Here is an 11,616-nt window from a genome sequence, read left to right on the forward strand (position 1 = left end):
ACACTGACGCGGGATGGTGCCTTTTTTTCTAGTCCAAGTTTCCCAAAGTCAGGTTTGTTGATTACTACAAGGTTCTCGAAATCCCGGCGACGGCCTCGCAGGCCGAGATTCAGAAGGCCTATCGCCGGGCCGCGATGAAATGGCATCCGGACCGGTACAAGGGGGCGGACGCCAATGAGCGCATGGCCTCGGTCAACGAGGCCTACTGCATTCTGAGAGACCCCGAGGCGCGCAGGAAATACGATGCGGAGCTGCAGAGGTATCAAAGCCTGTTCGGTTCCCGGAGCGCTCAGGCTTCCCGGGATCAGACGTCAGCGGACCGGACTGACCGGAATGCCCATGGGACTGCCTCTGGCGAGGACTATGTCTTCGATGACAAGATCCTTGAGGAATGGATCCGTCAGGCAAGGACAAAGGCAAGAGACCTGGCGAAACAGTCCCTGGATGATCTGGTCGGCATTTCCACGACTGCAACAAAGACTTTTTTCTCGGAACTCTTTTCAGGCTTTGCGTGTGCAATCGCAATACTGCTGATCATTTTGCTGATCAGTTTCATTGCATAAAGCGCCGGAGCAGAGCGGACTGCTCCTCATGAGACGCCCGACCGTCCCTGAAACGACGGGGCGGCTTCCCGCCGCCCCTCTGCGTCAGAGGTTCTTCTTGCAGTCTCCCGGCCTTGCGCGAAGACTTTTACCGTGCCCGGCCATGACGCACTTCGTCCACGAGCGCCTGGACATCATCCTCGCTCGATACGCCGAGAGCCTCGGCAGCCCCGGCAAAAGCGGCCTGTGCCTTGCGGATGGCCGCGGCGGAGGACTTTCTGACGACGATCTCTCCATTCTGCCTGCGGAGGAACAGGATGCTGTCGCCGGGTTTCAGACCCAGCTGCCGCCTGATTTCGAGCGGCACAGTGATCCGACCGTTCTCGGAAATTTCAGCCAGAACCATAGAACCCCCCTCCATAACCTTAGAATTCAAGTTTTCCTTGTCTCCGCTCAGCTTACACCCCGCGCTCATTGAGAAGCGGCAGGACCTTCGCGAGGCAGCCGGAGAAAGCGGCATCGCCTCCCGGCGCCCCGCCCCTCCCTGCAGTTCAGTCCTTCCTCCCCTTGCCGCCGGCCACCGCCTCCTCGGCGCGCTCGATCGCCATCGGCTCGGTGAGGCGGAGCTCCACTCCCGGCGCGATGCGGAGCACCACCTTGGAACCCTTCCCCTTGCGTCCGGCCTTTCCGGCCTTTACAGCCTTCCCGGCCATCTCGGTCTCCCCGGTCGGCACGACCTCCCCCTTCCCTTCGATCAGGGCCCCGAGCACGTCGCCCGCCGCCTCAGAGATCTGCGCGTCACCTACGAGCCCGTCGGCCGAGCGGCTCACGGCGGGATCCTTCAAGGCTTCGCGCAGCGCAGCGATCCCGGCCTCGTCCGCGACGAGGAAAGAGATCCCGCGCGGGCTTCTCACGACCGACTGCCTCACCCTGAGCTTCGGATCGGCGAGGAGCTCGCGGTAGTCGACGGGCTCAAGAGGCCCGCGCGCGCCCATCTCGCGGAACTTCGCCTTCGGGTGGCGGGCAAGCGCCTTCCAGAAGGCATACACCTCGGGCGCGGGCGCGCGGAGGTCATCGGCATGACGGTCAAGGCACTCCAGGGCGAGCCTCCAGGGCGCCTCGCTCTTGGTGATGAATTTCACGCCCACCTCACGGGGTTCCTCGTCCTCCTCCGGGCGCCAGTACGCCGGCAGTTCTTCATACAGAATCGCAAGCGCCTCCTTCCCGGAGACACAAACCTCGCGGCCGCGGCACACGACGGCGGGACCGTCGCCCCTGATCTTCCTCTTGCTCATGCTTCTGCACTCCTCACAGACAAAACAAAACTTCAGCTGACTGACCGACGGAGGAACCGGGCCGGGGGCCTCTCCCCTCCGCACCGTCATTGTCACCGATGCCTGCACCATTCAGTGTCGCAGCCGTTTTCCCCGCCTGCGACGGTATGCGCGCACCCGTCCGCAATAATTCAAGTGCGCAGACCCGCCCCTCCGTCACTGTCCCCGCTGAACGACGAAAAAAAACCGGGGCGGCGAACCGCTCCGGCGAGGCTTTAAGGAGATACAGAAGAAACACTCTCTGTCGGGGGAAAAACTCTGCCCAGAGTGAGCGTCCTCTCCCGGTCTCCTGCCTTCCACGAGACCGGAGAGAGGAACTCACCCAAGGGGTTGGGATGATTACTTTCCGAGCGCCTTCACGGCGTTCTCGGCGGCGCGCTGTCCGGACCAGGAGGCGAAGCCGAAGGCGTGGCCCGAGGTCCAGGTGCTGTACGAGTCACCGTAGAGACCGCCCGCGTCGAGGCCGGCCGCGAAGAGACCCGGGATCACCTTGTCGTTCTTGTCGAGCACGTGCATGTCGGTGTCGATGCGGATGCCGCCGCAGGTCGCGTAGTAGTAGGGCTGCATGCGCATGGCGTAGAAATTGCCCTTCTCGATCGGACGCATCCACTGGCCGCCCTTGAAGTACTCGGCGTCGTGGCCCGTGCGGGCGGCGTTGTTGTACTTCTCGAGCTCGGCCTTGAGCGTGTCGGCCGGGACGTTGATCTTCTTCGCGAGCTCCTCGATCGAGGAGGCCTTGAAGAGCGTCTCGCACCCTCCCGCGATCACCTCGTCGATCTCGGCGTGGATCTTCGGGAGCTTCGCGGTCGAGGGGACGATCACGCCGACGCCCACGTCAACGCCCTTCTCGGCCACGTAGTCGAGCGCGGCGTCGTCAAAGATCGCCCAGCCGTAGTGGCCGTACTGCGACTCGATGGCGTTGCCGGCGAGAGCCATCTCAAAGGTCAGCGTCTCGGGGGCGAAGCGCTCGCCGCGGTTGTTGACCCACATCGTAAACGGCTGCCAGGCCATGAGGTAGACGTCCGAGCAGAAGGTGATGCCCTTCCCTTCGGTGCCCGGGTGCATGACCGAGGTGGTCGAGGTGCTGTCCGCGCCCACGGCCCAGGCCATCTGGATGCCGTCGCCGGTCTTGTTGAGCGGCACGCTCGACTTGACGCGGTCCGGGTCCTTGCCGAGCACGTTCCTCACCATGTCCTTGTTGTCGGCGAAGCCGCCCGTGGCGATGATCACCTGCGTGGTGGTGATGGTGTACGTGTCGCCCTTGTTGTTCTTCGCCTTGACGCCCGCGACTTTGCCGTCCTTCATGATGAGCTCCTGGGCGGGAGTGTTCACCATGATCTCGGCGCCGAGCTTCTTCGCGGAGTCCTGGAGGGCGTGGATGTAGGCCGCGCCGTGATGGTACTTGCCGTAGGGGCCGACCACGTGCCACGTGAGGGTCTCGGCCGGGCTCACCTGAATGGCTTCGAAGGTGAGGCCGTGGGAGGCGAGCCACTCGAGCGACTTGCCGGTCTCGGAGAGGAAGAGGCGGTTGAGCTTGGCGTTGGCGCGGTAGTGGTGGAACTTCTGGATCCACTCCTCGGCTTCAGCGCGCGAGAGGCCGTAGTTCTGGACGCGCTGCCACTCGGTCTCGATGCCGTAGAGGCCTTCGGCGAAGGCGGCTCCGCCGCCCACCATGCCGTTCTTCTCGAGCGTGATGACCTTGGCGCCGGCCTCGGCGGCCTTGACGGTCGCGGCCATGCCGGCGCCGCCCGCGCCGATCACGACGACGTCGGCGTTGAGCGCGAACTCGGCGGCGGCGGCCGAGAACGAGACGGCGGTGAGGAGCGCCACGGAGGCGGCGACGACGGTGCGCTTGAATTCCATTTTTTGTCTCCTTGCGGTGGAATCAGTCTGAAATGCGGTCCGGGTTTCTTGGCCCTGGTCTCGAGCTCCGGATGAGGGAAATCTTATTTTTGGAGCGGAAACCGGACTGTTAACCGGTGCACAGATCGCGGGCCCGCGAGTGTTAACTGCGGCACACTGCGAAAAACCCGTGAGGCACGGCTTCTGCTCCCCTCCCACTTACTCGCGCGCGCGCGATGCTGTACTCTTCCGGTGTCACCCGTCCAACAAGCCCCGCCGGAGACCCCAAGCGATGTACACGATCTTCATGAGCAAGCCGTGGATCTACCCCGTCGCCCCGGAGTCGCTCGCGCGGGTGTTCGAAGCGCGCGGCATGCCGGTGAAGCACCCCCAAGGGCGTGGTGCTCGCCCACGGCGGCGAGAACGGGACGGTGTCGCTCATCAGGAAAGGGCTCGTCACCTTCGGCTACATGGACGCCGCCGAGAACTACCAGGTGCTCTCGATCCTGCTCCCGGGCCGGCTCGCGGGCGACATGGACGTGCTCGAGCCGACGCCCTACCGGATCATCGTGCAGACACTGAAACCCATCGAGCTCCTCACGATCTCGCGCGACGAGTGGCTGAGGCACCTGCGCGGGTCGGTGGAGACGATGGAGACCTACACGCGGCTCGCGAACCGCTGCCACCAGAGCGTGATGGACGGCATGATCGCCAACTACACGCGGCCGCTCGAGCAGCGCCTGCGCACCTTGATCCTCTCGCTCATCACCGAGCACTATGCGGTGAAGCCCTCCGACTGGAATCCCTGCCCCGTGACGCTCTCGGTCACGGACCTCGCGCAGATCGTCTCGGCCTCCCGCTCCTGGGTGAGCCGCACGCTCTCGGCCTGGATCGAGGAGGGAATGGCGAGGAAGGACGGACGGCTCCTCTTCTTCCGCGGCGAGCTCTTCCGGGACCTCATCGACGAGCGCGGCTGAGCCCGGAAGTCCAACAAGGCGGACGGGGCCATGTGCCATCAACGGGCCTGAATGAGCCTTCAATGTTGCTCAATCCGCCGCCATCGGCGGACAAAAGTGTGTCCTGATGCACACTTGCCCGCCCCCGGCGTCCAAAAGCGTTAACCACGTCACAGTCCGGGCAGCGCCTGCCAAATAGGATTCTCCGCATCGAACGGCTCAATGACCAGCAGCCGTCCGAAGCCATTCAAAAGGAGAATCCTCATGTCCCGCCTGAACCCCAGGAAGCGCCTCACGGGCGTCGCCGCCGCAGCGGCCGGCGCCTTCGCCCTCCTCTCCGCCGTCTCCGTCCCTGCGGCCGCCGCCGAAGTCTCGATCTTCGGCACCGTCGACACCTTCATCGCCGTGCAGAACACTCAGGGCGACGTCTCGACCGCGCTCATGAGCGGCGGCCTCTCGCCCACGCACGTCGGCATCGAGGGCTCCGAGGAACTCGGGAACGGCCTCGAGGTCTTCTTCAAGCTTGACTCCGCGGTGCTCTCCGACGAGGGCCAGTACCCGGCCGCTGCCGACGGCAGGCTCTTCAACCGCGAGGCCGCGCTGGGCCTGCGCGGCAGCTTCGGCGAGCTCTCCTTCGGCCGGCTCTACATGCCGCACTTCCTCACCTTCATCATCTACGACCCGAACGGCCTCTCGATCGGGTCCTCCGACGGCGGGTTCTTCTTCCCGGGCCCGCACAGCACCTGCGGCGACACGGGCAACCTCGTGCGCGCGGACAACTCCGTCTCCTGGGTGCTCCCGACCTCGTTCGGCCTCACGAACTTCTTCTTCGCCTCGCTCGGCGAGAACCAGAAGGCCGACGGCTCGACCTCGAGCACCCGCGGAAATGTGTACAACTACGCGGCGAAGCTCGACCGCGGCCCCTTCTCCGGCATGGCGAGCTTCCTCTGGGAGGACGGCGCCGAGGGTCTCGCGGGCTCCGCCCGCGCGGGCGAGAAGTACGACGCGAAGTACCTCTCGGTCGCCGCCAACTATGACCTCGGCTTCACGAGGCCCGTGATCGAGTACGTAAAGAAGTGGGGGTCGGCCGAGCACGGCTCGAGCACCTTCTGGATGGTGCAGCTCGGCACCGCGACGCCCGTCGCCGGCGGCACCTGGACCGTGACGGGCTCGTACCTCAAGAACGAGACCCGCGACGACGCCGACGCCTGGGGGCTCGGCACGAAGTTCATCTATCCCTTGAGCAAGCGCACGAGCGTCTACACCGGCATGGTCGCCGTCTTCAACGGCGACAACTCGGGCTACGTCCCGGAGGCCGGCACGGACAGCTCGCTGCACTTCAACTATGACGCCTCCAACATGATCGGCGGCACGGGCTACGGCACGGACTACCTCGGAAAGAACGTCCAGGCCTTCTTCGTCGGCATGAAGCACGACTTCTGATTTTCGCTTCTTCTCTCCTTGAAGCCGGCACGGGCGGCCGATCCCAGAAAGCCGCCCGTGCTCTTTTTGTCCGTCTTCTCCTTCAGGCCCTCCCCCGGGCCTCGCCTCCCCGTCACCCGAACGCCGCGTCCGGCCGGAGCACCCTGTTCCACTCGTCCTCCACCGTCTCCACGGCCGCCGTGCTTCTCTCCCCGGCATTTCCGTCCGGTTCATTCTCAACGGTCCCGCCGCCGGCGCCCTGCCCGGCCCCGGCGAGCGTCACGGTCAGATCCAGGGGGCCGGCCTCCCGGCAGTGACCTGAGGTGAACGGCCCGTCGATCCGTGCGGCGAGGATCGTCTCGCTCCGCATCCAGCGCCAGATGCCGTCGGGGAAGTGCGAGACGTGGATCTCAAGGCCCGTCTCGGTCGCGACCGACCTGAGCGCCGTCAGAAACTGCGCCGTCCTCGGAAGCCTCGGGCTCCGGCAGTCGGCGGTGACGAACATCCTCTTCGAACGGGGGAAGCGCCGGCAGCCGTCGCTCATCCACCAGCGCCGGATGGCGGCGGCGGCGATTTCGGCGACGTCGCCGTCGATCCAGACGCTCGTGACGCCCGCGAGCGCCTCCCCGGCTTCCCCTTCCTCCGCGTCCCCGGTCCCCGGGTCCCGCAGGGCCGGCGCCGGCATCGCGAACACGTCGATGACGGGCGAGCCCTCGGCGATGAAGGCCTCGATCCGGTCGCTGATCACCCGGAACTGCGCCTCGGAGGCCGCGGCCGACTCAGAGCCGTCACCTTTCTCCTGCGAGAAGCGCTTGCGCTGCAGGAAGCCGTTCGCCCGCAGGAGCTGCGACATCGCCACGTTGCCGATGCCCATCTTCCGGCCGGCGACCTTCCTGCCGGCGACCAGCCTTCGCCCGATCTCGTCGCAGGTGAGCGCGGTCCAGAGCAGGACCGGCGGCTCCCCGCGGGACCCCGAGCGCGTGCAGTCCTCGAGGATGAGCTCGATCATGCGCCGCTCGGTCTCGGCGTACACCGTGCGGAAGGACCGGTCCTCGAACCCGCGCAGGCCGCCCATTTCACTGCGGATCGCCTCGATCTCGGCCGCGGTCCGCTCCTTCCAGGCCCGGCGCCACGCATCGATGCTCGCGCGCGTGGTGCCGCAGAGCGTGGCGAAATGCTGTTTGCCGGCCACGTCCGCGGCCGAGATGATGCCGCCCGCAAGGAAGGCGCCGTCCTCACGGTTCCGGCACAGCCAGCGCAGGAAGGCCGCGGTCTCGAGCGTATTCATCGGAAATGTTTCCTTCATCTGTCGTCTCCTTCATGGAAATAAAACGAAAAGTGATGTGTGACTTCAGTGGAAGCGGTGCCAGTTCGCGGCAAGGCTCGCGAGCACGACGCCGAGCGCCATCGGAATGACGCCCCAGATCCAGAGGGGAAGCGCGAGCGGCGCGAAGGCGAGGGCGGCCGTCAAGGCCGTCCCGGGGACGAGGAGGTTCCCGAGCCCCGAGAAGACGCTCGGCCGGGGCGCGTGCTGCCGCGCGGCGGCGAGACGCCTCCTGAAGAAACCGTCGGCGACGAGCGCAAGAATCGGAATGCCCGCGGCGAGGATCACGATCACCGCGCGCGCGAGGCGCTTCGCGGCCAGGAGCCCCAGGAGCCGTATCGACTCGCACCAGGGCGAGGCCAGCATCCCGGCGAGCGCCCGCGTGAAGGCGTGCTCCTCGGGGAGCATCGCCGTCGCGGGGTTCATGCCGGGGTAGCGCGTCGAGTGCGTGACGGGACGCACGGGGAGCGTGATGAAGGAGAGCGAATCCTCAATCACCTCCTCCACGGCCTTCGCTCCCTCGAGCGCAGGGCCCGAGAGGAGCGCGGCCGACGCCTCCGCCTCGCGCCAGAGGAGCGTGCGGATCTCGTCGGGCCGCACGCAGGCGGCGCACCAGAGCACCTCGAGCACGAGGGCGACGATGATGAGCGGTATGAGCCGGTCCCTCATGACGACGCCTCCCGAGCCTCATTCACTGCGTTCAGCTGCTCGGCTTTCTCCATCGCCTTCTCCTTCGGTTCGTCCGGTTCGTTCTGTTCATTCGGGTCGCTGGACGAGGCCGTCGCAGCGGCCTCCTCCTTTTCATCCGTCCGCTGCGTTTCCACTGCATCCGGGTTCCCGCGCCCCGGCCCCGGGCCCGCGGCGAGCACCCGCTCCGCCCCGGGCGCCGACGCGTCCGTCTCCTCACTGATCCCCGGGGCCCCGGAGGCTTCGTCTGCCTCCCGGGCCTCCGCCGCCCTCTCCGGCATCTCCTCCTCCAGGAACGCTTCATCAAAGCGCCCGGGCGGGAAGATGCGGTCAAGCACCCGCGCGAACCACGGCCGCAGGTTCGCGGGCACGCGCTCCCAGGCACTTCCGCCCCGCTTTCTCGACCCGTCCTCCTCGAAGAGCCGGGGGTCCTCCTCTTCGGTCAAGAGGATCGGCATGCGGCCCTTCCAGAGCCGCCCGCCCGACAGACAGGCGAAGTACTCGAGGTTGGGCAGGCTCCCGAGGGTCTCCATCGGCACCACGGTGTCGCGCCGCCCCGAGAGCGAGTGCGAGACGCTCGCGCGGAAGGCGGGCGAGACGTCGTCGTCGGCCGTGGTCGACACCGACGAGGCGCTCTCCCAGACGGTCGTGCGCCCGAAGGCCTCGCAGATGAACTCCTGCGTCACCTGGTCCTTGGTGCGCAGGGCGATCAGGTTGTTCAGGTTGCCGAGCACCATCCTCGCCCGCGCGCTGCTCCCGAGGCGGCTCTCGAGGTCCGCCACCGTCTGCATCGCGCAGGTCGTGGTGATGCCGGCCTCGAGACCCTTGTTGAGGATCTCGATCAGGGGCCCGTTGATCACGTTCGCCGTCTCGTCGACGAAGAGACTCACGGGCGGCGCGTCCCTGTCGGAGACGCCCGCGTTGTAGCGCCGGCCCGCGGCCGCGGCGAGGTCGGCGAGAAGGAGCGACCCCAGCGCCCCGGCGACCGCCGCGTCGGGCAGCGCGTCGAGACCGAGATAGAGCACGCCCTTCTTCTCCAGAATCCCGTCGATCGAGTGGACCGGACGGCCGTCGGCCTCCCCGTCTGTCGAGTCGGGCGACAGCGACCGTCCGAGCTCTCCTGAGGTGAGCATCGCGAGCGCCGGCACGAGCGAGGCGGTGATCTTCGCGTAGTGCTCCCGCGAGTGCCGGAAGACCGAGATGAGACCCGTGACCGCGGGCTCATTGGGAAGCGTCAGGACGTTGCGCTCCCAGAGCGACACCATGGCGAGAAGCGTGAGGCTCGCCCGCGACCCGAAGGGCGCGCGCATCGAGGGCCCCTCCTCCCTGACGAGCAGATCCACCTCGTCGCGCCACCCGGGCCGCACGCGGTCATAGGCGACACTGAGGCACTTCTCGAGCAGATCCTCGACGCCCAATTCGAGCAACGTGCGGAACCGCATCAGCGTCGGCCGCTCGCCCGCGAAAAGCAGTCCCTCGGTCATGACGTGCACGGCCTGCCAGGCGAACGACGTGAACGCCCCGTCGCGGTCGGGCGGAAGCACCGCCATGATGCGGCTCGCGATCTCGGTGGATCGCGTGAAGCTCCCGAGGGGATCGAGCCGGATGCCGCGCCCCGGAAAAGCCGGGTGGAATTCGAGCGGCGCTTCGCGCCCCGCCGCGCGGCAGGCGGCCCTCACGGCGCGGGACAAACGCCTGCTTGACTTGGGGTCAATCACGATCACCGCCTCCCCGCGCAGGATCGCCTGCGAGACGAGGCACGTGAGCACGACGCCCTTTCCGGCCTGCGTGGTGCCCACCACGAGCGTGCCGCCGCCCAGGCTCGATATCGGCCGCTCGATCGGCTCCTCCTCCGGCCCCGCGCCGTGGATGACGGGCAGCCCGAGGTCGCGGTCGGAGAGACCGGGGTCGTCGGTGAGGAAGGCCCGGATGCCGGGCGGCGTTCTCATCGCGCGCCAGTCGACGCGCGAGAGCTCGTAGAGCTTCTGCGCCTCGGCCGGGGTCCAGACGAAGCCCTGCCCGAACCAGACGCCCGCCGTGCGGATGCCCTCGGGACCGCCGGGCCCCGCGTGCCCGTCCTCGGGGACGTGGACGAGCTTCCCGCCCGTCGCCCTGGGCAGGACGCGCCGGTGCACGTCGCCCTTCCTCTGGCGCAGCGCGAGCGTGCCGTGCCCGGAATCCTTCCCGTCCAGCTTTCGCATGGCGCGCATGCGCACCACGACGTCGCCCATCGACATGAAGAGGGGCGCGAAGCCCGAGAGCGGCGCGCGGCGGCGCCAGACGTCGACGGCACCTTTGAAGCGCACGGCCGCCACGGCCCCCGCGGCGCCCGCCCAGAGGAGGCCCCAGGCGGGCGGAACCGCGCCGCTCACGGCGAGCGTGCCCGCGTAGAGCGCGGCGAAGGCCCCGATCCCCGCGGGCACGGTCTCCCAGGCCGGCCGCCAGAGGGCGAGCGACTCGTCGGTGGCCTCGGCGGTCGAGCGGGCGCGGTCGCGCCAGCGCTCCGCCTTCTTCGTGAGGGTTCGCTTCGTCATGACCGGCCCTTCCCCTCGGAAGTCCTCACGACGCAGCCCGTGGCGCGGCAGCCGACGCCATGGGGCGCGGGCCGCGCGGCCGGCGTCTCCACGCCGTCCTCCCGGTCCCTGGAGAAGAGCCCGCTCCTGAGTTCACGGTCCGGGGCGTCGAGAGCCCCGCGGTCAGGGGTAAAGTTCATGGTGTCGTTCATTTCGTCTGTCTTTCCTCGAAGCTGTGTTCCTTCCCCCGTGGGGCGGATTCCCCCCGGGGCAGGCGGTGATGCCCCGCCCCGGGTTTGAAGAGGGGCGGAGCGGTATTCATCAGCGGCATTTCTCCGCTTCCTTCTCCTTCCTCCCGGCCCCGGGGGCCGTCGCGCGCCGGGACTTCGGCGCCGACTGCGTCCCGAGCACCGAGCCGTCCGGGCGCTCGTAGATGCGCTCGACGGTGCCCCGGCCGAAGGCGACGGGCCACTCGGCGTTCTTCACTCCGCCCGTGGAGAGGCTCCAGACGGGCTTCACGAAGGCGCGCTTCACGAGGAGCCCCTCGATCGGGTCGCCGAAGGTGTTCTGCTGCGGCAGGAGCCAGGGGGAGTCGGCGCGGGAAGGAGCCGTCCTGACGATCCCGGCCGCGGCGAGCACCCGGCCGCAGCGGCGGAACACGGCGGGCAGCAGCATCCCCGCGGGGATCACGAGGCCTTCGTCGCGCGCGAACCGCGCCACCCACGTGAAGCGATCGAGCCGGTCCTCCATGACCTTCAGCGCGTACCACACCTCGCTCCACTTCTCGTGCCCCCTCGGGATCGGCAAGCGCCAGCGGAAGGTGCGCACCGTGCCCGTCGGAGGCGGGTTCCAGGGCTCGAGATTGAGCGCGCGGTTCCGCTGCATCTCCGGGGTCATCCACGGACAGGGACGGCACTTTGCGCTGCGGATGAGCTCGTTGCGGATGGCCGCGTCCTCGCTGCAGACCGCCCCGGAGCCGGCCTCCGCGGCCTTCCG

At 67.7% G+C, this 11,616-nt stretch carries 10 protein-coding genes and 1 pseudogene; 3 read left to right on the plus strand and 8 right to left on the minus strand.

What is annotated here, in order from left to right; genetic code table 11:
- Window positions 1-71 precede the first annotated feature (71 nt).
- Window positions 72-563: pseudogene (locus tag Q4F91_RS10745) on the plus strand (DnaJ domain-containing protein); the annotation flags it as partial.
- Between the two features lie 127 nt (window positions 564-690).
- Here Q4F91_RS10745 and Q4F91_RS10750 read toward each other — a convergent pair.
- The 3 genes from Q4F91_RS10750 to Q4F91_RS10760 all read right to left on the minus strand — a co-directional run bounded on the left by Q4F91_RS10750 (window position 691) and on the right by Q4F91_RS10760 (window position 3,739).
- Window positions 691-948, minus strand: coding sequence for an AbrB/MazE/SpoVT family DNA-binding domain-containing protein (locus Q4F91_RS10750; RefSeq protein ID WP_303337561.1), 258 nt, complete (start codon window positions 946-948; stop codon window positions 691-693).
- A gap of 145 nt (window positions 949-1,093) precedes the next feature.
- The gene (locus tag Q4F91_RS10755) at window positions 1,094-1,837 is read right to left on the minus strand and encodes a hypothetical protein (RefSeq protein ID WP_303337563.1); all 744 of its coding nucleotides are present in this window, start codon (window positions 1,835-1,837) and stop codon (window positions 1,094-1,096) included.
- Window positions 1,838-2,215: 378 nt separating this feature from the next.
- Window positions 2,216-3,739 (minus strand): FAD-dependent oxidoreductase, encoded by a 1,524-nt coding sequence (locus tag Q4F91_RS10760; protein WP_303337564.1) that lies wholly within the window; start codon window positions 3,737-3,739, stop codon window positions 2,216-2,218.
- Between the two features lie 377 nt (window positions 3,740-4,116).
- On the opposite strand from Q4F91_RS10760, the gene Q4F91_RS10765 reads away from it, so the two are divergent.
- Both Q4F91_RS10765 and Q4F91_RS10770 read left to right on the plus strand, forming a co-directional pair.
- Window positions 4,117-4,695 (plus strand): Crp/Fnr family transcriptional regulator, encoded by a 579-nt coding sequence (locus Q4F91_RS10765; RefSeq protein ID WP_303337566.1) that lies wholly within the window; start codon window positions 4,117-4,119, stop codon window positions 4,693-4,695.
- 243 nt (window positions 4,696-4,938) lie between these two features.
- Complete coding sequence (locus Q4F91_RS10770) at window positions 4,939-6,117, plus strand: porin (protein WP_303337568.1); 1,179 nt, start codon at window positions 4,939-4,941, stop codon at window positions 6,115-6,117.
- A 112-nt stretch (window positions 6,118-6,229) separates the two neighbouring features.
- Here Q4F91_RS10770 and Q4F91_RS10775 read toward each other — a convergent pair whose 3' ends face one another.
- The 5 genes from Q4F91_RS10775 to Q4F91_RS10795 all read right to left on the minus strand — a co-directional run.
- On the minus strand, window positions 6,230-7,402 hold the full coding sequence (locus Q4F91_RS10775) for a hypothetical protein (protein ID WP_303337570.1): 1,173 nt from the start codon (window positions 7,400-7,402) through the stop codon (window positions 6,230-6,232).
- 45 nt (window positions 7,403-7,447) lie between these two features.
- Window positions 7,448-8,089, minus strand: coding sequence for a hypothetical protein (locus Q4F91_RS10780; protein ID WP_303337572.1), 642 nt, complete (start codon window positions 8,087-8,089; stop codon window positions 7,448-7,450).
- Entirely contained in the window at window positions 8,086-10,641 is a 2,556-nt protein-coding gene (traD, locus tag Q4F91_RS10785) for a conjugative transfer system coupling protein TraD (RefSeq protein WP_303337574.1), read from the minus strand. The genes Q4F91_RS10780 and traD overlap by 4 nt, the downstream gene beginning before the upstream one ends.
- Window positions 10,638-10,832, minus strand: coding sequence for a hypothetical protein (locus Q4F91_RS10790; protein WP_303337576.1), 195 nt, complete (start codon window positions 10,830-10,832; stop codon window positions 10,638-10,640). The genes traD and Q4F91_RS10790 overlap by 4 nt, the downstream gene beginning before the upstream one ends.
- A 109-nt stretch (window positions 10,833-10,941) precedes the next feature.
- Window positions 10,942-11,616: hypothetical protein (locus Q4F91_RS10795; protein ID WP_303337578.1), on the minus strand; the 675-nt coding region annotated here is incomplete at its 5' end.

Origin of the sequence: Sutterella sp. (assembly GCF_030539355.1) — a bacterium.
Lineage (GTDB): Bacteria > Pseudomonadota > Gammaproteobacteria > Burkholderiales > Burkholderiaceae_F > Sutterella.